Below are 19,780 nucleotides of genomic sequence, written 5' to 3' on the forward strand. Positions count from 1 at the left end.
TTGGGCGCGCCCGGGCAAGGCAGTCCGGGCCAAGGAGCGGCACCGGTCCCGAAGGCCGGGAATGGCATCAAACCGCCCGGGAAGATCGCAATGAAAATCATACGTCATCCCAGAGAGCTGCAGCAGCTGTGCATGGACTGGGAAAGCGAAGGCCTGCGCATCGGCCTCGTCCCCACCATGGGCTATTTCCATGAAGGACACCTGAGCCTCATGGACAGCTGCCGCAAACGCTGCGACAGGCTCGTTGTTTCGCTTTTCGTCAACCCCACCCAGTTCGGTCCCGGCGAGGACCTCGAGACCTACCCCCGCGACGAGGAACGCGACGCGCGCCTAGCCGAGGAGCACGGCGCGGACGTCCTGTTCGTTCCCGAGCCGGGGAGCATGTACGAGCCGGACCACGGCACCTGGGTTCAGGTGCCCGAAATGGCCAAGGGCCTTTGCGGCGCATCCCGCCCGGATCACTTCCGCGGCGTGTGCACCGTGGTCTGCAAGCTGTTCATGCTCGCGCGGCCGAGCGTCGCGGTGTTCGGACAGAAGGACTGGCAGCAGCTGGCAATCATCCGCCGCATGGTCCGCGACCTGAACATTCCGGTGGAGATCGCGGGGCACCCCATCGTGCGCGAGGCGGACGGCCTTGCACTGAGTTCCCGCAACGTCTACCTTACCGAAGAGGAACGGCGCAACGCGCCGAACATCCACGCCGTCCTGCGCAGCGCCGCGGAAAAGGCGAAGACCGGAACCACGGACGCCGCTACCCTTAAACGGTTCATCCGCGACGAGCTGGCGGCCAAGGTTCCCGGCGGCAGGCCCGATTATATCGAAATAGTCGACCCCGATTCCCTCGAAACCGTGAACGAAATTCGGCAAAAAGCCCTCGTCGCGGTGGCGATCTTCATGAGCCGGGCTCGACTGATAGACAATTTTTCAATAGAGGTGTAAGGCTGTGTCCCAGAGAAACTTTCTCAGCGCCAAGATACACGGCGCGACCATAACCTGTGCGAAGCTGGAGTACCACGGCAGCCTGTCCATCGACACGAAGCTGCTGAAAGCCGCGGGCATCCTCCCTTTTGAGCGGGTCGATATTTACAATCTCGACAACGGAGAACGGCTCTCCACCTATGCCATCCCCGGCGGCCCCGGGGAAATATGCATGAACGGAGCGGCCGCTCACAAGGGAAGCAAGGGCCAGCGGATCATCATCGCCACCTACCAGTGGCTGGACGAATCCGAGATGATCGGCGCAAAGCCCAAGGTGATCATCGCCGGGCCCGACAACTCCATCCAAGAGACCATCGACTATGAAATAAACGTTGTACCCAATGCATCGTAATAATAGACACTGAAGGAGGAATCGATGCTTTTTCCCAAAGGCAAGTACCTGTTCACGTCCGAGTCCGTGACAGAAGGACACCCCGACAAAGTGGCCGACCAGATTTCCGACGCCATTCTCGACGCCATCATGGCCGAAGACCCGAACTGCCGCGTGGCGTGCGAAACCCTCGTGACAACCGGTATGGCGTTTATCGCGGGTGAAATCTCCACAACTGCCTATGCCGACTTCCCCGACATCGTCCGCAACACGATCAAGGACATCGGGTACAACAGCTCCGACAAGATGGGCTTCGACTGGGAGACCTGCGCCGTCATCTCTTCCATCGACAAACAGTCCCCGGACATCGCGCAGGGCGTGGACCGCAAGAGCCCCGAAGAGCAGGGCGCGGGCGACCAGGGCATGATGTTCGGCTTCGCCACCAACGAGACCCCGAGCCTGATGCCGACCCCCATCTATTACGCGCACAAACTTTCCCGCCGCCTGACCTACGTCCGCAAGAAAGGCGTGCTGGACTTCCTGCGCCCGGACGGCAAAACTCAGGTCTGCGTAGAGTTCGTAGACGGCAAGCCCAGCCGCATCGACAACGTGGTCGTCTCCACCCAGCATGACGAAAACATCGCCTATGCCGACCTGCAGGAAGCCATCATGCGCGAAGTGGTCATGAAGACCCTGCCTGAGCATCTGGTGGACGACAAGATCAAGACCTACATCAACCCCACCGGACGCTTCGTCATCGGCGGCCCCGTGGGCGACGCAGGACTGACCGGCCGCAAGATCATCAACGACACCTACGGTGGCGCCGGCGCACACGGCGGCGGCGCGTTCTCCGGCAAGGACCCCTCCAAGGTGGACCGCTCCGGCGCCTACATGGCCCGCTACGTTGCCAAGAACATCGTGGCAGCCGGCCTCGCAGAGGAATGCGAAGTCCAGATCGCCTACGCCATCGGCGTGGCCGAGCCGGTCTCCGTGGTGGTCAGCTCCCGCGGCACCGGACAGGTCCCCGACGATGTGCTGACCAAGGCCGTGAACGAGGTCTTCGACCTGCGCCCCTACTACATTCAGGAGCGCCTGAAGCTTCACCGCCCCATCTTCCGCAAGACCACCAACTACGGTCACTTCGGTCGCGAACTCCCCGAATTCCAGTGGGAACAGACCGACGCAGTGGACGACCTGCGCACCGCCTGCAAGATCTAGCGGCAACACAAGACACGACAAAGGGCGGATGCTTCGGCATCCGCCCTTTTTTCATTGTTCATTCAGAACGGCGAATCGCTAGTTCCCGTAGCCATGGTAGTCATGATAGCCGCGCTTCATGCCACGGCCCATCATGCCGCCGTGATAACCGCCGCCCATCATGCCGCCACCGTGCATCATGCCGCCGCCCATCATGCCGGAGCAGGCGCCGTAGGACAGGCCCTTTTCGCGCATGTCCATGAACATCTTCACGCGCATCTGATATCCCTTGGACATGAGGTCTCCCACTTCTCCGGCGAGCTTCTCCACCCGATCGCGATCCACCTTTTCATTGGCGAGCTCGCCCGACAACTGGGCGCGCTTGGACCAGATCTTTTCCGAGAGCTCCGCAAAGGAGTCCTGATACTTGGCGTGAATCTCGCGGGAGGCTTCCACCTGCTCCTCGGTAAGCCCGTATCCGCCCCCGTAACCGGAGCCGCCCATCATGTGACCGGACCCCATCTGGGCGAAAGCCTGAGCCGCAATGATGGAAAGGCAGAGCGAAAGCAGAATTGTCAATGTCTTCTTCATGGTCAAGAACCTCCTGATTCTGTTTTGGCGACAACGATACCATGAGGATGGCGCTTATGCATTATTATCGGGATGAAAATGTTGCCGAACGCGTTTTCTGCACATGGTTGCCACAGCCGCCTCACGGGGATAGAAAGGATATGTCCGTCGTAGCGCCTCAAAACGCGCCCCGGAATTCGCAACCCCATCGGGAGTTACCATGCGCATCCGTTTCAAGCTGCTGATTCTACTGCTTTCCATTGCCCTGATACCGCTGCTGGCCGTTCAGTTGAGCGTCCGGGAGGATATCACGCAACTCGGCGGCACCCTTGCGGAACGAAGCGAAGATACGCTTGTGCGCAAAGCCGGTTCCGGGCTGGAACGCATCGCCATGGACCACGCCCGCATCCTGCGCCGGGAAGGTCAGCTTCTCGAGGCCGCCTCCCTCCTGCTGGCCTCCAAGATAGAAGGCGTGCTTTACGGACACTCCCACACCGCCCCGAACCCCGACTTTTCCCCGCCCGAATCGACCATACCGTATCTGGAAGACTACACGCTGCGGCTGGGCAGTGACTCCAGCATCCCGCTCGAAGTAAACTTTCGCGAACTGGGAGTGTTCAAGCCGGACGGTGCCGTTGACGACGACAACGCGGCCAAGGCCCTCGAGTCGCTCGTGCCCCTGCTCGGCCGCATCAAGTTCGACTACCCCGACCTCGTGCTCTGGGTGCGCGTGCATCTGGAGAACGGCACCACCCTCATCTACCCCGACATTGAGCCCACCACCTCCCGGGGGCCCGGCATGGGAATGGGCATGAGGATGGGCGGCAGGATGGGCCGCGATCACATGCGAGGCAGGATGGATGCCGGAACGATGCCCGAAAACATGCTCGAAGGCATGCGAAGCGGTATGCACGGCATGCGGAGCAGAACGCCTCTGGGACCGCCTGTGGGACAGGAGCTGGAGACCCGCCTCGCGTGGTCGCTGCCTTCCCCTGACGAGCTCACGAAGCGCATGGCCTTCCGCATCACCGCTCCCATCCGCGACACGGCCGGAAAAACCATGGGCAATCTGAGCATCGTGGTCCCCATAGACTCGCTGCTGGGCCGCAGGCACAAGGCCGACATCTATTCCGGTGACTCCGAGGCCCTGCTCGTGCGGCCGGACGATGACGCTGACGAAACAGGCAGGCTCAAGATTCTCGCACGGGAAACCTCCACTCGCGGGCAGCGGCAGGGCAACTGGATGGTCCCGGAAGGCAAACGCTTTCTCTCACGGCCCGACAACGAATCCTTCGCCGCCGCGCTCAAACGCATCCAAAACAGCGAGACCGGGATGACACACATCGCCGGTGACGGGCAGGACACCCTCTGGGCCTTCTCTCCCGTGGACGAGACCGGCACCTCGCTGCTGCTGATCGTGCCAAGGGAGGATGTGGTCCGCGACGCCGAGCAGGCCCGCGAATTCGTTCTCGCGCAGGTCAACGAACACACGCGGGACATGGGCATCATCATCCTCGTGGTGGCCGGGCTTGTGGTCGGTGTGGCGATGATTCTCTCCAAGCTCTATACCCGCAACCTCATCGAACTGGCCTCGGCCGTGCGCAGCGTGGCCCTCGGCAACTTCAACACGCGCGCCGCCGTGCGCTCCACGGACGAAATCGGCCAGCTCAGTCACGCCTTCAACCAGATGGTCCCCGAACTGCGGGAGCGAGTCGCCATGAAGAACGCGCTCGAAGTGGCGCAGCAGGTGCAGCAGGACCTTCTTCCCGCCGCCCCTCCCGAGAGCGACGTCTACGACATCGCGGCTGACAGCGCCTACTGCGATGAAACCGGCGGCGACTATTACGGATTCATCACCCGAGGCGCCGCGGGCGACCGCCTCCTCGCGGCAGTGGGCGACGTCACGGGCCACGGCGTCCCGGCGGCGCTGATGATGGCCTCAGTCCGGGCCTACCTGCGCTCCCGCGCCGCAGCGGACCAGCCGCTGGACGAGATCGCGCGCTCCGTGAACCGCCTCGTTTCCGAGGACGTGGACGGCACCGGGCGCTTCATGACCCTCTTCCTGCTGGAATTCGATCAGGGTCGCCGCGTGAGCTGGGTGCGCGCCGGACACGACCCGGCCCTGCTCTACGATCCCGCCACCGACGGCTTCGAGGAACTCGGGGGCGAGGGGCTGCCGCTGGGCGTGACTGACGACGCGGACTTCGAGCTCCGCAGCCGGGAACTGGACGAGGGGATGATGCTGCTGGTCGGCACCGACGGCATCTGGGAAACAAAATCTCCCGAAGGCGAAATGTACGGCAAGGAACGGCTCATGGCCCTCATGCGCGAGCGCGCCGGAGCGTCGGCCGGGAGCGTGCTGGCGGCGCTCTTCGAAAATCTTCACGAGTTCCGAGACGACGCGCCGCAAGAGGACGACGTCACCTGCGCGGTCTTCCGTGTGGGTTTCTCCGAGGAAACCGAGCCGCCTGCTCCGGAAGAGCTCGCCTACTGATCCTATTCGTCCATGGACACGCAGTAGGGCTCCGCGTCGAACGCGGTCATGTCCACGCACAGGATAAGGTCCACGCCGGAAGGCGAGTGTCGGAACCGGCGGGCGTGCGTCACGCAGCGGTTGCCCGAGGCAAGGGAGATATAGGGGCGCGTCACGTGTCTGGATAATCCCGCCCGGATGGGGATGTAGTAATCCTTCAGCGAATGGTCGGCGCCGACCTCCGCCGGAGCGTAAAGCACCCTTCTCGTTCGCATGAGCACGTCCGGATCGCATACGCTGGAGGTGACCTGCGTGCCGCGGATGTCCAGCACATACATGCACTCGAGCCCCGGCCCCTCCTCGATGCACCCGGCCAGTTCCTCGTCCATCCTGTCCAGCGGGATAGCCGCCAGCCGCATGCAGAGCGACAGCATCACGGCGTCCATCGCCGCGCTGTGCTCGTGTCGTCCGCTGATGCGGCGCGTACTCCGCGCCCGGTGCCCTGCCGCGACCTCCTCAGCCATACGGATCGATCCGCGATAACTCGCGCCCGGTTGTTCCGGCACGGCGTAGAGAAACCCCTGATGCAGGTCCACACCGCAATCAAGCACGCACAGTGCCTCTTCCGGGGTTTCCACCCCTTCGGCCACGACCAGTGCGCCGATGCGGGCCGCCAGTCGCACAAGGCAGCGGACGACTTCGAGTTTGTGGAAATGTTCGTGAATCCCGGAAATAAGCGACCTGTCCAATTTGAGCACGTCCGGCTTGAGAAGCGGGATGCGATCCAGATTGGAATGCCCCGCGCCCACATCGTCCAGGGCAATGAGAAAGCCTCTACGCCGGTAGTAACTTACGAAATCCATCAGCGCGGAAAGGTCCGCAGCCTTCGATTCGACCAATTCCAGAATAACGTTGTTGGGAGAAACTCCGAGGTCCTTGACCATGCGGTTCAGGGCATGGGAACCGCGCGAACCGTATTCGAGGACGGAAACATCGGTGTTGAGAGAGAGCATGACGCTGCCGTCGCTGTGGTGCATCGGGCCGAAGGCCTGGAGGGCCTTGCGGCTGCACATGGCGTCCAGCTCTGTTCCGAGACCGCCCCCGGCCCTGCCGAAAAGCAGTGCCGGGGGGATGATCTCGTGGGTGTCCGGTTCAAGGCCTCTGGAGAGCGCCTCCACAGCGAAGACCGAGCGCCGGGATATGGAAACGACGGGCTGAAAGAGCGTCTTTACCGATCCGGCTTCGAGGATTTTCCGTACATCGGGGAAACCGTCTTCCATGCCCGTCATTCCTTTTATTGTATGGTTAGAGGATGCCGTCTTCTTCGGTGCGGATGCGCAGCGCCCGGGCCAGCTCCACCACGAAGATCACGCCGTCGCCCTCGTTGCCGGTCTGCCCGGCGGACTTGATGGCGTCGATGGCGGGCTCGAGGAAGTCGTCGTTGACGCCGATCTCCAGTCGAACCTTCTTGAGCAGATTCACTTCCATGGTCACGCCGCGCCAGGTCTCGGTGAACCCTTTCTGACGGCCGGAGCCGAGGACGTTGGTGACGGTCATGGAGTAGATTTCCTTGGCGTAGAGGGCCTGCTTCACGTCGTTGAGACGTTCGGGCCTGATGTATGCGATAACCAGCTTCATGGTTCTTTCTCCTTTGGTTTCAGTTCGTTTCCGGCTACTCGGTGGTGAAGAGCTGGAAGCCGTTGTAGGATTCGGAACCGTGCTCGGCGATATCGAGACCCTTGAGTTCCTCGTCCTTCTTGACCCTGAGGCCCATGAGGCCCTTGAGGATGGAGAACATCACCCAGCCGACGCCGAAGGCCCAGACGAAGAAGGCGCCCACGCCGATGAGCTGCACGCCCAGGAGCTTGAAACCGCCGCCGAAGAACAGGCCGCCGTCGATGTTGAACAGACCGCAGGCAAGGGTTCCCCATGCGCCGCACACGCCGTGAACGCTGGATGCGCCGACGGGATCGTCGATCTTGAGCACCTTGTCGATGAACTCGATGGAGAGTACCACGAGCAGACCGGCGACGAGACCGATGACGATGGAGGAGCCGGGGCCGACCGTGGCGCAACCGGCGGTGATGCCGACCAGCCCTGCGAGGGCGCCGTTCATGGTCATGGAGATGTCCGGCTTGCCGAAGCGGAACCAGGAGATGAACATGGCACCGAGCACGCCGCCGCCGGCAGCGAGAGAGGTGTTCATGGCGATCATGCCGATGGTGTTGTCGGCCGTGGTGGTGGAACCGGGGTTGAAGCCGAACCAGCCGAACCACAGGATGAACACGCCCAGACCGGCAAGCGGAATGTTGTGTCCGGGAATGGCCTTGGCCTTTCCGTCCTCTGTGTACTTGCCCACGCGGGGGCCGAGCACCATGGCACCGGCCAGGGCAAGCCAGCCGCCCACGGAGTGGACCACGGAGGATCCTGCAAAGTCGTTGAAGCCGAGCCCTTCGAGCCAGCCGGCGCCGGCGTCGCCGAGCCACAGGCTACCCCAGGCCCAGTGGCCGGAGATGGGGTAGATCAGGCCGGTGACGAGTGCGCTGACCACGACGTAGGTGCCGAATTTGGTGCGCTCGGCCATGCCTCCGGAGACGATGGTGGCCGCAGTGGCCGCGAATACGCTCTGGAAGAACCAGAAGGTATAGGTCCAGGGCAGATCACCTTCGGCCACGCCGCCGAGGCTGAACCCGGAGGTTCCGATAAAGCCTCCCATGTCCGTGCCGAACATGAGCGCGAAGCCGAAAAGGAAAAAGATGATGGTCCCCGCCGAAAAGTCGAGGAAGTTCTTCATCATGATGTTCCCCGCACTCTTGGCGCGAGTGAAACCGGCCTCGACGCATCCGAATCCGGCCTGCATGAGCATGACCAGAATGGCGGCGACGAGGGTCCAAAGGATGTTTGCGTTCGACTGAGTCAGGAACTCCGCGTCCCCCGCATGTGCCCACGCGGGGAGGAACGTGGCACTCATGAAAGCCGCGGCGATGGCCAAACGTGCGTTTTTGCCGACCGGGTTCCGCAGAATTGACAGCATGGTGGTCCTCCTTGAAGGTTTGCGTTGATGCACCACCATGGCAAGGTTGGTGCCAAAACCACCAATGGTCTGAAAAGATACACTTTTCTCTGCAAGGCGAAGATTATAACCTCTCCGGATTTACACATTTTTGTTCACCGACGACCGCTCTCTTTGAGCATATTTTACAAAAAAATTATTTATTGCGTAACAAGAACTCACTCACTAAAAATAGATTGCTTTTTTTGTCAAAATCTTCTTTTCAAAATTCCTTGTTGACATATAACCCGGCTTTCGCATAGGTCAAAAGACATGAACAAAATCTTTGCCAACTACTCCCTCTTTACCTACCTGTATTTTTGGTTTTGGTACGGACGCGTCCGCGTTTCCGGAGAGGGTGTGTTGTAGCAGGGAGACCTGAAAACAACCTCGAAGGGGCCGCGGGCGGAAAGCCGGCGGCCCCTTTTTTCGTTCGGTGAAAAGGGCAGACGCCGCAGGATGTTGGCGGTTCCGAAAGCAAAGGAGACTGGGAAATGCACATAGGCAAAGCCATCCGGTTGGAGCGCATCTTCAACCGAAACACCGGAAGAACCATCGTGGTCCCCATGGATCACGGCGTCACGGTCGGGCCCATAGACGGGCTGGTGGACATGAAGGACGCGGTATCCAGAGTCGTCGAGGGCGGGGCCAACGCCGTCATCGAACACAAGGGCCTCGTCCGATGCGGCCACCGAGCCGAAGGCCGCGACATCGGCCTCATTGTCCACCTCTCCGCCTCCACATCCATATCCCCCTTCCCCAACGCCAAGACCCTCGTCGCCACAGTCGAAGACGCCATCCGCCTCGGCGCCGACGCAGTCAGCATCCACTGCAATCTCGGCGACGAAACCGAAGCCAGAATGCTCAACGATTTCGGAAAAGTTTCCGCCTCCGCGGCCGAATGGGGCATCCCCCTGCTGGCCATGGTCTATGCCCGCGGCCCCAAGGTCTCCGACGAATACGCCCCCGAAGTGGTGGCCCATTGCGCCCGAGTGGGGACCGAGCTGGGCGCGGACGTGGTCAAGGTCCCCTACACCGGCGACCCCGAGACCTTCACCCGAGTCTGCGACTCCTGCTGCATCCCGGTCGTCATCGCGGGAGGCCCCAAGCTCGACTCCACCCGCGACTTCCTGCAGATGGTGCACGACTCCATCGAGGCAGGCGGCGCAGGCCTCTCCGTGGGACGCAACGTGTTCCAGCACAGCGACCCCACCCGCCTCTGCGAAGCCCTGAACATGGTCGTCCATCAGGACGCGAACGTGGAAGACGCCCTCGCGCACGTCGGGGAATAAGGACCATCCGGACATGAAACGCATCATCTTCAAGGCCGTCCCTTTCGACAAAACCCTGCTCACCCTCGCGCTGGAATCCGGCGTGGACGCCATTCTGGCAGAGCCTGACATGGTGGACGACATCAAGGCGCTCGGCCGCGTGGACGTCGTCACCACCAACGAGATGCCCACCGTTGCCGTAAACGAGAAGGCCGACGAGGAATCCGCCGTGGCCCGCATGCAGGCCGGAGAGAACGTCATCCTCGAAAGAGGGTGGGAGATCATCCCGGTGGAGAACATCCTCGCGCAGGTGCCCGACGTGGCGCTGGAGGTGGAAAATCTCGAGCGGGCCCGCCTCGCCGCCGGCATTCTGGAGCGCGGCGCCGAGACCATGGTGGTCCTTCCCGAAGCGGCCGCCGAACTCAAGGCCATCGTCTCCGAACTCAAACTTGCGCAGGGAACCGTGGAACTTGCACCGGCCACCATCACCAGAATCGCCTCCGCGGGCCTCGGCCACCGCGTATGCGTGGACACCATCTCCATCCTCAAGAAAGGTCAGGGGATGCTCGTGGGCAACTCTTCCGCCTTCACCTTCCTCGTCCACGCCGAAACCGAATCAAACCCTTACGTCGCGGCCCGCCCCTTCCGCATCAACGCGGGCGCGGTGCACGCCTACTGCAAGATGCCGGGCGACCGCACCAATTATCTCGAAGAACTTTCCTCGGGCGATGACGTCCTCATCGTGGGCGCGGACGGCCAGACCGGCCTCGCCACCGTCGGCCGCTGCAAGACCGAAGTGCGGCCCATGCTGCTCATCGAGGCCGAGACCGAATCCGGCGCCAAGGGACAGGTCTTTCTCCAGAACGCGGAAACCATCCGCGTGGTCTCCGAATCCGGCGAGCCCGTGAGCGTGGTCACGCTGAAGGAAGGCGACAGGATTCTGGCCGCCACGGATGAGGCCGGACGCCATTTCGGCATGCGGGTCAAAGAGGAAATCAAGGAAGACTAACCATGAGCGGCGATACCAATCTGAACAAGCTCCGTGAGGAGATCGACAAGCTGGACAGGCAGCTCATCGACGTCCTCAACGCCCGCGCCCGGGTGAGCCTCGACGTGGGCCGCTGGAAGTCCGAACGCGACGAGCCCATCTACGCTCCCTTCCGCGAGAAGGAGGTCATGGACCGCATCGCCGGAGGCAACCCCGGCCCGCTGCCGGAAAAACACCTGCGCTCCATCTATCGCGAGATAATGTCCTCGTCCCGCAGGCTGCAACGCCCGGAACGCACGGTCTACCTCGGCCCCGAAGGGACCTTCTCCCACGTGGCCGCCCTGACCCACATGGGCCACTCCCAGCACCTCACCCCCAAAGACAACTTCGAAGACATCTTCCGGGCCGTGGCCGACGAGGGCGCGGAACTGGGCGTGGTCCCGCTGGAGAACTCCCTTGAAGGCACCGTGGGGCAGGTGGTGGACCTGTTCATGAAGTATCCCGTTTTCATCCAGTCCGAACTTTACGTGCGCATCAGCCACAGCCTCATGAGCCGCGAGGAGTCCCTCGAGGAGATCACCGAGGTCCACTCCCACACGCAGCCGCTGGAGCAGTGCCGCGACTGGCTCAACTCCCACCTCAAGGGTGTGCCGCGCTTCACCGCCGACTCCACGGCCGCGGCCGCGAAGACCGTCGCCCAGCGTCCCGGCGCGGCCGTTGTGGGACACGAACAGCTTGCCGAGCTGCACGACCTGAACGTGCTCTCCAGACGCATCGAGGACCACCCGGACAACTGGACCCGTTTTCTGGTCATCGGCCCCTCCCCCACCCGCGAGGAACGGCGCGACAAGACCAGCATTCTCTTCACGCTGCCGGACCGTCCCGGCTCCCTCGCCGGCGTGCTCAACACGCTTGCGGGCCGGGGCATCAACATGACCAAGCTGGAATCGCGTCCGTTCCGGGGAGAAAAGTGGAAGTACGTCTTCTTCACCGACCTCGAATGCGACCTGAGCACCAGCGGATACGAGTCCATGCTGAACATGCTGCGCGAGCAGTGCCACACCCTGCGCGTACTGGGGACCTACCCCGCCGCGCCCAGAGGAACGGAGGTCTAACCACAATGCACAACGACACCATCATCATACAGGCCCCGGCCTCCAAGTCCCTGTCGCACCGCACCCTCATCGCCGGCGCACTGGCTCCCGGCCGCTCGATCATCTCCGGGCTGCTCGACAGTGACGACATCCACCGCACCCGAGGCTGTCTCGAAGCCTGCGGCATCGCTTTCGAGGACATGCCCCACGGCGCCATCGCCGTCACCGGCACCGAGACCGGTCCGCAGGGCGGCAATCACGACGGCCGAGACAGGGACGCGGCCCCGGCACAGATGTATTTTCACGAATCCGGCACCACCGCCCGGCTCATGACCGCCGTGGCCGCCGCCGGACGCGGCCGCTTCCGCGCCGACGGAGCCCCCCGCATGCAGGAGCGCCCCATGAGGGAGCTCTGCGACGCCCTGACCGCCCTCGGCGTGGACATCACCTATGAGGTGGAGCAGGGATTCCTGCCCTTCGTCATGGACAGCGCGGGATATGGCAAGGGGCCGGTGGACATCACCCTCGAGGAATCCAGCCAGTACCTTTCCGGCCTGCTGCTCGGCGCGCCGCTTTCGGACTCCGAGACCATCATCAACGTCACGGGGAAGAAGGCGGTGTCCTGGCCTTATGTGGCCCTGACCCTGCGCATCATGGAAGACTTCAAGGCCGACTTCTCGGTGCAGACGCTTCAGGACGGCCAGTGGACAGACACCCCGTGGAAGGCCATCCGGACCGTGGAGCCGGGCACCCTGCGTTTCGTGGTCCGCCCCGGCGGATACCGCTGCACCGATTACCGCGTGGAAGGCGACTGGAGCAACGCCTCCTACTTCCTCGCCGCCGGAGCCGTGGGCAAGAAGGCCGTCAACATCCGCGGCGTCACCGCCGACTCGCTTCAGGGTGACCGGGCCATCATCGACATTCTCGCCCAGATGGGCGCGGGCATCAACGTCACCCCGGACAAGGGCGTGACCATCTACCCCCGCAAGCTGCGCGGCATCACCGTGGATATGGGCAAATGCCCGGACATCGTGCCCACCGTGGCCGTGGCGGCGGCCTTCGCGGTCAGCCCCACCACCATCACAAACGTGGCGCATCTGCGCATCAAGGAGTCGGACCGGCTTCAGGCCTGCGCCGACCAGATCGCCAAGACAGGGTGCGGCGTGGAGCTGTTCGAGGACGGCATCCGCATCGACCCGAAGCCGCTGCCCGACGGCGGCGCCATCGGCTTCGAGACATACGGCGACCACCGCATTGCCATGAGCATGTCCATCTTCGGACTGGCGGGAATCGACGTGGAGCTGGACAACCCGGCCTGTGTCGGCAAGTCGTTCCCGGGCTTCCACGACGCATGGAAGATCATCATGGAGGGGCAGGACTGATGCAGCCCGCCTTTGCCCGCATAGCCGTGGCCGGCTCCGACGGCCAGATGGGCGCGCTGCTCATGGAACGCTTCCGCGCGCTCGGCGCCGACGTGAAAGGTTACGATCACGCGACAAATCCCGCCGAGGTCGCCGAAGTCGTTGCCGATTGCGACCTGCTGTTGCTATGTGTTCCGGTAACGGCTTTTCCTTCCGTGCTTGGCGCGGCGAGGGAGAGCCTGCACCCCGACACCGTGCTGGCGGACGTCTGCTCGGTGAAGGTCAAACCCATGAAGGAAATGATGGACGCGCACGACGGCCCCGTGGTGGGCACCCACCCCCTCTTCGGACCGGTGATCCCGGAAGGCTTCGAGCCGCGCGTCGCCGTGGCCGAAGGCCGGGACGCCGACGCCGCAAGTCGGGTGGCCGCGCTCTTCGACGCCTGCGGGTACGACACCTTCATGACCACCGCCGAGGAACACGACCGCGCCATGGCCGCCATTCAGGGGCTGAACTACATCACCACCGCCGCCTACCTCGGCATGGCCTCGCGCCTGCCCAACGCGGACAAGTTCGTGACCCCGTCCTTCAACCGCCGCCTCGACGCCGCCCGCAAGATGCTCACTCAGGACTCCGAGCTCTTCGCGGACATCTCCGAGGCCAACCCCTACCTTCAGGAAACCGCTCGCGGTTTCATGTCCTTCCTGTCCCTCGCCGCCGGCGGGGACTTTGATCTGCTGACCTCCCTCGCCCAGTGGTGGTGGCGCGAAGACAATACAGGGGAGGGGTGCATCCGAAAAACGGACTAGCACGAAGGCAACACTGAACTCAGGTTTCAAGGCCGCATCCCTCCCGGATGCGGCCTTTTTGTTTTTTGTCAAACCATAAACGGAGGAACGATGAAACCCATTCAACTCAAGCAGTACGGGAAATGGCTCCCGGCGGACGTCCAGACCCCCATCAGCCTGTATCTCGGGCTTGTGGGCGACGCCCCCGGCATCCTGCTGGAATCCGCCGAGGTGGACGGTCGACTCGGACGCTACACCCTGATCGCCTGGGACTTCCGCCTCTCGCTGCGCCCCGAGAACGGCAAGCTCGCCGTGGAAGCCACGGATGAACGCCTCAAGCCGCTGGAAAAACTCTCGGGCATGAACTTCCTCGACGGCCTGCGCCGCGTGCTTCGCGCCGTTGCCGTGGAACAGGAGACCGACGACGGCCCGCTGCCCGCACTGACGCGCGGCCTTTACGGCTATCTTGGATACGGCATCGCCGGAATGCTGGAACCCAAGCTGGCCGATAGCGTCAAGCCCGAGGACGCCGAGGCGTGCCTGAACCTGCCGGGCCAGATGGTGCTGTTCGACCACCTGCGCCACTCCTGCTGCTATCTCTCGCTGGACAAGGGTTCCGTGCCGCGTCCGGCCGCCGCCGAATGGGGCACCGACCTCGCCGCTCCGGAAGCCAGCGAACCGAAGATGTATCCCGAACGCGACGAATACCTGCGCGCCGTGGAAAAGACCAAGGAACTCATCGCGGACGGCGAATGCATTCAGGCCGTGCTCTCCACGCGCTTCACCGTGCCCCTTCCGGACGATCCGTTCCGCATCTACCGCAGACTCAGGCAGGCCAACCCTTCGCCGTTCATGTTCTTCATGAAGCTGCCCGGCTGCGACGGGACCCTGCTCGGCTCCTCGCCGGAGATGATGGTCCGCTGCGAAGAGGGACGGCTCGAAGTGCGCCCCATCGCCGGCACCCGCCCGCGCGGCGGCAACGAGAGCGAAGACCTCGCCCTCGCCGACGAGTTGCTGGCCGACCCCAAGGAGCGCGCCGAACACGTCATGCTGGTGGATCTCGGCCGCAACGACCTCGGTCGCATCTCCAACCCCGGCACCGTGGAAGTGAAGCGGTTCATGAATGTGGAGCGGTTTTCCCACGTCATGCACCTGACCTCCTATGTGGAAGGCGAGCTTCAGGACGGACTGGACGCGGTGGACGTGCTCCGCGCCACCTTCCCGGCAGGGACGCTTTCAGGGGCGCCCAAGGTTCGGGCCATGGAGATCATCTCCGAAATGGAACCGCAGGAACGCGGCCCCTACGGCGGCTGCATCGGCTTCCTCGGCCTCGACTCAGATTCGGTCAGCCTCGACACGGGCATCACCATCCGCAGCCTGTGGGTCCGCAACGGCCAGTGCCACTGGCAGGCGGGCGCGGGCATCGTTCACGACTCGGTGCCCGAAAAGGAATGGGAGGAATGCCGCAACAAGGCGCGCGTTCTCATGGAAGTCATCAACGGACGCGGAGGAACCGATGTTTTTGCTCATAGATAACTACGACTCGTTCACCTTCAATCTGGTGCAGGCCTTCCAGCAGCTCGGAGCCGACCCGGTCGTGGTGAAGAACGACAGACCCGAACTGCTGGACATGGCCGCGGACGGACGCCTCGACCGCGTGTGCATCTCTCCCGGCCCCAGCAACCCCGACAACGCGGGCTATTGCCTCGAGTTCCTGAACCGCCTGCCGCACGTGGTGCCGGTGCTGGGCGTCTGCCTCGGTCACCAGTGCCTCGGACACCATGCCGGAGCCAAGGTCACCCGCGCCGGACGGATCATGCACGGCAAGACCTCCAAGGTGTTCCACGAGAACGAAGGTCTGTTCGAGGGCCTGCCCTCGGGCATGGAGGTCTGCCGCTACCATTCGCTCATCGTGGAGCCCGACGGCACACGGGCCTTTGACGTGACCGCCACCGCGGGCCGCGGCGAGATCATGGGGCTCAGGTACCGCGACAGGCCGTGGCACGGCGTCCAGTTCCACCCGGAGTCCATCCTGACCCCGGACGGCCCGAAGCTGCTCAAGAACTTCCTGAACATCAGCGGTCTGTAAGGAGGCCCGAGATGACGACACCAGCCAATATATTGGACACTCTGGCAAAAGGCGAAAGCCTCACCGACGAACAGGCCAGCACCATGTTCGACAGCCTCATGAACGGCGACCTGCACCCCGCACAGGCCGGGGCCTTTCTCATGGGCCTTCGCGCCAAGGGCGAGGACTCCACCGATATCGCCGCAGGCGTGCGGGCCGGGCTGGAGCGCGCCCTGAAGATTCCCGGCTACGAAGGCCCCAACGGCAGACCGGTCATCGACACCTGCGGCACCGGCGGCGACGGCTCCATGAGCTTCAACTGCTCCACCGCCACCGCCCTGTTCCTCGCGGATATGGGACACTGCGTGGCCAAGCACGGCAACCGCGCCCTGTCATCGTCCTGCGGCAGCGCGGACGCCCTCGAAGACATCGGCGTGCCCATCGAGAACGCCCCGGAGGAAGCCGCGAAGCAGCTCGACCAAACCAACTTCACATTCCTGTTCGCGCCAGCCTACCACCCGGCCTTCAAGCACGTCATGCCCATCCGGCAGGCGCTGGGCATCCGCACCGTCTTCAACCTCATGGGTCCGCTGCTGAATCCGGCCCGCCCGTCGCACCAGCTCATGGGCGTGGGCGACCCCGAACGGCTGCAGATCATGGGCGAGGCCCTGCTGCTCACCGGCGTGGATCGCGCCTTCGTCATCTCCGGCACCGGTGGATTCGACGAGGTGACCACCTTCGGCCCGGCGCGCGGCTACTTCATCCACGACGGCATCATGGAAAAGACCACCATCAACCCCGACAGGATGGGCTTCAAGGCCCATTCACCCGGAGACGTGCGCGTGCAGGACCGCGCGCAGGCCGTTGCGGTGCTGCGGGAAATCCTTGACGGGAACGGCCCAAGAGCCATGATGGACATGGTGGCGGTAAACCTCGCGGCCTGCCTGAACCTGCTGGGCGAAGGCACCCTGCGCGAGTGCGCGGACATCGCGCGAGACAAGGTCAACGAAGGGCTTTCCGGAGGCATCCCCAATGCTGGATAAGTTCCGCAAGGCGAAACAGGCCGAGATAGACATGCTCCACGCGGAGTTCGCGCAGGGCCGCATCCCGGCCGCGTTTCAGGGAGAGCGCCCGTCCTTTGTCGCGGCCATCCGTGCGCTCGGACCCGGCGCCGTGATCGCGGAGTTCAAGCCCAAGTCCCCTTCAAAGGGCCGGCTTCGCGAGCACGCCAACATTCTCGACACCGCCGAGCTGTATGAACGTCACGGAGCCGCCGCCATGTCGGTGCTCACGGAACCGGAATACTTCGGCGGCGTGCCGGAATACCTGTTCATGGCGCGTCAGACCTGCAGGCTGCCGCTGCTGCGCAAGGACTTCATCCTCGACCCGTTGCAGATCGCCCAGACCGCATCCACACCTGCCTCGGCCGTATTGCTCATCGCGCGGATGTTTCAGGACTCCGCCGAACTCAGGGACATGGTCCGCCTGACGACCTCCGCAGGCCTGACCCCGGTGGTGGAGATCTTCGACGAAGCCGATCTGATCCGCTCTCGCGAAGCCGAAGCGGAGGTGATTCAGGTGAACAACCGCGACCTCGACACCCTGAAGACCACGCTGACGATTTCGCGCAGGCTGGTGCAGGACAGGGCAGAGGGCGAACTCTGGATCAGCGCCAGCGGCGTGGATACACGAGAACAGGTGGAGGAGGTCGCGGCCATGGGTTTTGACGCGGTGCTTGTCGGCACGAGCCTGATGCTCGCCGACGATCCGGCCGCCAAGCTGGACCGGCTGACGGGAGCAAGTGAATGATCCTTTACGGCAACCGCCCCCGGCCGCTGATAAAAGTCTGCGGCATGACGCGCATGGAAGACGTGAAGCTGTGCACGGCTCTCGGCGTGGACATGATCGGTTTCATCTTCCACGAACCCAGCCCGCGCTGCGCGGAACCGGATTTCGTGCGGTCCGTCCCCGAAGGCTTTCCGGAAAAGGTCGGGGTGTTCGTGCGTCAGGACGCGCAGGAGATACGTTCCATAATGGACGCATGTCGGCTCGATCTGGCCCAGCTGCACGGCGACCACGGCCCCGAGATCTGCGAGGCCGTCGGACGCGACCGGGTCATCAAGGTGCTGTGGCCCCAGCGGCACGAGTCCGCCGCCTCGCTTCAGGACCAGGTGGACCGCTTCTCGCCCTATTGCAGGCACTTACTGTTCGACGCCGGTACCAAGGGCGGCGGGCACGGGGAGAGCTTCGACTTCACAACCTTACAAAATATTGAAATGATTAAACCATGGTTCCTTGCAGGCAATATCGGAAGCCACAACGTACAGGCCGCCCTCCAGACGGGCGCCTGCGGGCTTGACCTCAATTCGAGCGTCGAGTCCGGGCCGGGAATCAAGGACAGCAAAAAAATCCGGGACGTTTTCTCCCGGTTGAGGGAAGAGTCATGAAAAAAGGATACTTCGGAGATTTCGGCGGTCAGTTCGTGCCGGAACTGCTCATGCCGCCGCTCATCGAACTGGAGCGCGCACTGGACGAAATCCTCTACACCGAGGATTTTCAGAACGACTTCAAGCGACTGCTCAAGGACAACGTGGGGCGCCCCTCGGCGCTCACGCCCTGTCCCAACCTCTCGAAAGATACGGGCGTCAACATCTGGCTCAAGCGCGAGGACCTGAACCATTCGGGCGCGCACAAGATCAACAACACCCTCGGACAGGCGCTGCTGGCCCGCAAAATGGGCAAAGAGGTGCTGCTGACCGAGACCGGCGCGGGCATGAACGGCGTCGCCGTAGCCACAGCCGCCGCCATGATGGACATGAAATGTCTCGTCTACATGGGCGCCAAGGACGTGGAGCGGCAGGAACCCAACGTGCGCCGCATGGAAGTGCTGGGAGCCGAGATCATCCCGGTGGAGTCCGGCACCCGCACGCTCAAGGACGCCATCAACGCCGCCCTGCGCCGCTGGATCGCCACACAGAGCGACACGCACTACTGCTTCGGCACGGCGGCCGGTCCGCATCCGTTCCCGCTGCTGGTGCGCGAGCTGCAGGCCGTCATCAGCGAGGAAGCCAGACAGCAATTTCTTGACCGCACCGGCCGTCTGCCCGACGCGATTTCCGCCTGCGTCGGCGGCGGCTCCAACGCCATCGGCGCGTTCCATCACTTCGTGCCCGACGAATCCGTGCGGCTGGTGGGCGTCGAGGCCGCCGGGTCCGGCGAGGAAGGCTGCCACAACTCCGCTCCGCTGAACCTCGGCACGGAAGGCGTGCTGCACGGCATGCGCACGCGCCTGCTCCAGACCGACGAAGGCCAGATTCTGCCGTCGCACTCCATCGCCCCGGGGCTGGACTACCCCGGCGTGGGCCCGGAGCACGCGGGGCTGCAACAGTGCGGCCGTGCCGAATACGTGACCATCAACGACTCGCAGGCCCTGAACGCTTTCAAGCTCCTTGCCCGCCGCGAAGGCATCATCCCCGCGCTCGAATCCTCCCACGCGCTGGCATGGGCGCTTGAGAACGCGGACGACCTTCAGGGACAGCACATTCTCGTGAACCTTTCCGGACGCGGCGACAAGGACATGGGCATCGTCGCGGGCCTCATCTAAAGGAG

19 protein-coding genes are annotated in these 19,780 nt (G+C 63.4%); 15 read left to right on the forward strand and 4 right to left on the reverse strand.

Annotated elements, in window-relative coordinates; genetic code table 11:
- Window positions 1-90: 90 nt before the first annotated feature.
- From panC to metK, 3 genes are read left to right on the forward strand one after another with little or no spacing between them, the layout of a single operon-like run.
- Window positions 91-939, forward strand: coding sequence for a pantoate--beta-alanine ligase (gene panC / locus BR24_RS11645; RefSeq protein WP_496541650.1), 849 nt, complete (start codon window positions 91-93; stop codon window positions 937-939).
- Window positions 940-943: 4 nt separating this feature from the next.
- Window positions 944-1,330 (forward strand): aspartate 1-decarboxylase, encoded by a 387-nt coding sequence (panD, locus tag BR24_RS11650; RefSeq protein ID WP_496541651.1) that lies wholly within the window; start codon window positions 944-946, stop codon window positions 1,328-1,330.
- 24 nt (window positions 1,331-1,354) lie between these two features.
- Window positions 1,355-2,527 carry a methionine adenosyltransferase gene (metK, locus tag BR24_RS11655; RefSeq protein WP_496541652.1) on the forward strand — a complete coding sequence of 391 codons (1,173 nt, stop codon included), beginning with the start codon at window positions 1,355-1,357 and terminating at the stop codon, window positions 2,525-2,527.
- Between the two features lie 78 nt (window positions 2,528-2,605).
- Here metK and BR24_RS11660 read toward each other — a convergent pair whose 3' ends face one another.
- Window positions 2,606-3,097 (reverse strand): Spy/CpxP family protein refolding chaperone, encoded by a 492-nt coding sequence (locus BR24_RS11660; protein ID WP_496541653.1) that lies wholly within the window; start codon window positions 3,095-3,097, stop codon window positions 2,606-2,608.
- 199 nt (window positions 3,098-3,296) lie between these two features.
- Here BR24_RS11660 and BR24_RS11665 point away from each other — a divergent pair, with 199 nt between their 5' ends.
- Window positions 3,297-5,570, forward strand: coding sequence for a SpoIIE family protein phosphatase (locus BR24_RS11665; protein ID WP_496541654.1), 2,274 nt, complete (start codon window positions 3,297-3,299; stop codon window positions 5,568-5,570).
- A gap of 2 nt (window positions 5,571-5,572) precedes the next feature.
- On the opposite strand, the gene BR24_RS11670 is transcribed toward BR24_RS11665, so the two are convergent.
- The 3 genes from BR24_RS11670 to BR24_RS11680 are packed head-to-tail and all read right to left on the reverse strand — an operon-like array spanning window position 5,573 to window position 8,583.
- Entirely contained in the window at window positions 5,573-6,829 is a 1,257-nt protein-coding gene (locus tag BR24_RS11670; RefSeq protein WP_496541655.1) for an EAL domain-containing protein, read from the reverse strand.
- 25 nt (window positions 6,830-6,854) lie between these two features.
- The gene (locus BR24_RS11675) at window positions 6,855-7,187 is read right to left on the reverse strand and encodes a P-II family nitrogen regulator (protein ID WP_496541656.1); all 333 of its coding nucleotides are present in this window, start codon (window positions 7,185-7,187) and stop codon (window positions 6,855-6,857) included.
- 34 nt (window positions 7,188-7,221) lie between these two features.
- Window positions 7,222-8,583, reverse strand: a complete 1,362-nt coding sequence (locus BR24_RS11680) for an ammonium transporter (RefSeq protein ID WP_496541657.1) — start codon at window positions 8,581-8,583, stop codon at window positions 7,222-7,224.
- A 512-nt stretch (window positions 8,584-9,095) separates the two neighbouring features.
- On the opposite strand from BR24_RS11680, the gene BR24_RS11685 reads away from it, so the two are divergent.
- The 11 genes from BR24_RS11685 to trpB all read left to right on the forward strand — a co-directional run bounded on the left by BR24_RS11685 (window position 9,096) and on the right by trpB (window position 19,775).
- Window positions 9,096-9,893 (forward strand): 2-amino-3,7-dideoxy-D-threo-hept-6-ulosonate synthase, encoded by a 798-nt coding sequence (locus BR24_RS11685; protein WP_496541658.1) that lies wholly within the window; start codon window positions 9,096-9,098, stop codon window positions 9,891-9,893.
- Between the two features lie 13 nt (window positions 9,894-9,906).
- Window positions 9,907-10,881, forward strand: coding sequence for a 3-dehydroquinate synthase II family protein (locus tag BR24_RS11690; RefSeq protein ID WP_496541659.1), 975 nt, complete (start codon window positions 9,907-9,909; stop codon window positions 10,879-10,881).
- Between the two features lie 2 nt (window positions 10,882-10,883).
- Window positions 10,884-11,975, forward strand: coding sequence for a prephenate dehydratase (gene pheA / locus BR24_RS11695; RefSeq protein WP_496541660.1), 1,092 nt, complete (start codon window positions 10,884-10,886; stop codon window positions 11,973-11,975).
- A gap of 5 nt (window positions 11,976-11,980) precedes the next feature.
- Window positions 11,981-13,336, forward strand: coding sequence for a 3-phosphoshikimate 1-carboxyvinyltransferase (aroA, locus tag BR24_RS11700; RefSeq protein WP_496541661.1), 1,356 nt, complete (start codon window positions 11,981-11,983; stop codon window positions 13,334-13,336).
- Complete coding sequence (locus BR24_RS11705) at window positions 13,306-14,124, forward strand: prephenate dehydrogenase/arogenate dehydrogenase family protein (protein ID WP_496541662.1); 819 nt, start codon at window positions 13,306-13,308, stop codon at window positions 14,122-14,124. The genes aroA and BR24_RS11705 overlap by 31 nt, the downstream gene beginning before the upstream one ends.
- 90 nt (window positions 14,125-14,214) lie before the next feature.
- A complete protein-coding gene (locus tag BR24_RS11710; RefSeq protein ID WP_496541663.1) occupies window positions 14,215-15,639 on the forward strand; it encodes an anthranilate synthase component I family protein in 1,425 nt (474 codons plus the stop codon).
- Window positions 15,620-16,192, forward strand: a complete 573-nt coding sequence (locus BR24_RS11715) for an anthranilate synthase component II (RefSeq protein ID WP_496541664.1) — start codon at window positions 15,620-15,622, stop codon at window positions 16,190-16,192. The genes BR24_RS11710 and BR24_RS11715 overlap by 20 nt, the downstream gene beginning before the upstream one ends.
- 11 nt (window positions 16,193-16,203) lie before the next feature.
- Window positions 16,204-17,214 carry an anthranilate phosphoribosyltransferase gene (gene trpD / locus BR24_RS11720; protein WP_496541665.1) on the forward strand — a complete coding sequence of 337 codons (1,011 nt, stop codon included), beginning with the start codon at window positions 16,204-16,206 and terminating at the stop codon, window positions 17,212-17,214.
- Complete coding sequence (locus BR24_RS11725; protein WP_496541666.1) at window positions 17,204-17,980, forward strand: indole-3-glycerol phosphate synthase TrpC; 777 nt, start codon at window positions 17,204-17,206, stop codon at window positions 17,978-17,980. Before trpD ends, BR24_RS11725 begins: the two co-directional genes overlap by 11 nt.
- The gene (locus tag BR24_RS11730) at window positions 17,977-18,618 is read left to right on the forward strand and encodes a phosphoribosylanthranilate isomerase (protein WP_496541667.1); all 642 of its coding nucleotides are present in this window, start codon (window positions 17,977-17,979) and stop codon (window positions 18,616-18,618) included. The genes BR24_RS11725 and BR24_RS11730 overlap by 4 nt, the downstream gene beginning before the upstream one ends.
- Window positions 18,615-19,775, forward strand: a complete 1,161-nt coding sequence (gene trpB / locus BR24_RS11735) for a tryptophan synthase subunit beta (protein ID WP_496541668.1) — start codon at window positions 18,615-18,617, stop codon at window positions 19,773-19,775. Before BR24_RS11730 ends, trpB begins: the two co-directional genes overlap by 4 nt.
- The last annotated feature ends 5 nt before the right edge of the window (window positions 19,776-19,780 follow it).

The organism is Pseudodesulfovibrio halophilus DSM 5663 (assembly GCF_059568665.1).

Excerpts from the sequence above, each read along its gene's own strand:
- BR24_RS11670 (WP_496541655.1), bottom strand. The coding sequence starts at position 6,829 with ATGGAAGACGGTTTCCCCGATGTACGGAAAATCCTCGAAGCCGGATCG.
- pheA (WP_496541660.1), top strand. The coding sequence starts at position 10,884 with ATGAGCGGCGATACCAATCTGAACAAGCTCCGTGAGGAGATCGACAAG.
- BR24_RS11660 (WP_496541653.1), bottom strand. The coding sequence starts at position 3,097 with ATGAAGAAGACATTGACAATTCTGCTTTCGCTCTGCCTTTCCATCATT.
- BR24_RS11710 (WP_496541663.1), top strand. The coding sequence starts at position 14,215 with ATGAAACCCATTCAACTCAAGCAGTACGGGAAATGGCTCCCGGCGGAC.
- BR24_RS11680 (WP_496541657.1), bottom strand. The coding sequence starts at position 8,583 with ATGCTGTCAATTCTGCGGAACCCGGTCGGCAAAAACGCACGTTTGGCC.
- trpD (WP_496541665.1), top strand. The coding sequence starts at position 16,204 with ATGACGACACCAGCCAATATATTGGACACTCTGGCAAAAGGCGAAAGC.
- BR24_RS11725 (WP_496541666.1), top strand. The coding sequence starts at position 17,204 with ATGCTGGATAAGTTCCGCAAGGCGAAACAGGCCGAGATAGACATGCTC.
- BR24_RS11730 (WP_496541667.1), top strand. The coding sequence starts at position 17,977 with ATGATCCTTTACGGCAACCGCCCCCGGCCGCTGATAAAAGTCTGCGGC.
- BR24_RS11685 (WP_496541658.1), top strand. The coding sequence starts at position 9,096 with ATGCACATAGGCAAAGCCATCCGGTTGGAGCGCATCTTCAACCGAAAC.
- panC (WP_496541650.1), top strand. The coding sequence starts at position 91 with ATGAAAATCATACGTCATCCCAGAGAGCTGCAGCAGCTGTGCATGGAC.
- BR24_RS11690 (WP_496541659.1), top strand. The coding sequence starts at position 9,907 with ATGAAACGCATCATCTTCAAGGCCGTCCCTTTCGACAAAACCCTGCTC.
- BR24_RS11665 (WP_496541654.1), top strand. The coding sequence starts at position 3,297 with ATGCGCATCCGTTTCAAGCTGCTGATTCTACTGCTTTCCATTGCCCTG.
- BR24_RS11715 (WP_496541664.1), top strand. The coding sequence starts at position 15,620 with ATGTTTTTGCTCATAGATAACTACGACTCGTTCACCTTCAATCTGGTG.
- BR24_RS11675 (WP_496541656.1), bottom strand. The coding sequence starts at position 7,187 with ATGAAGCTGGTTATCGCATACATCAGGCCCGAACGTCTCAACGACGTG.
- aroA (WP_496541661.1), top strand. The coding sequence starts at position 11,981 with ATGCACAACGACACCATCATCATACAGGCCCCGGCCTCCAAGTCCCTG.
- metK (WP_496541652.1), top strand. The coding sequence starts at position 1,355 with ATGCTTTTTCCCAAAGGCAAGTACCTGTTCACGTCCGAGTCCGTGACA.
- BR24_RS11705 (WP_496541662.1), top strand. The coding sequence starts at position 13,306 with ATGGAAGATCATCATGGAGGGGCAGGACTGATGCAGCCCGCCTTTGCC.
- trpB (WP_496541668.1), top strand. The coding sequence starts at position 18,615 with ATGAAAAAAGGATACTTCGGAGATTTCGGCGGTCAGTTCGTGCCGGAA.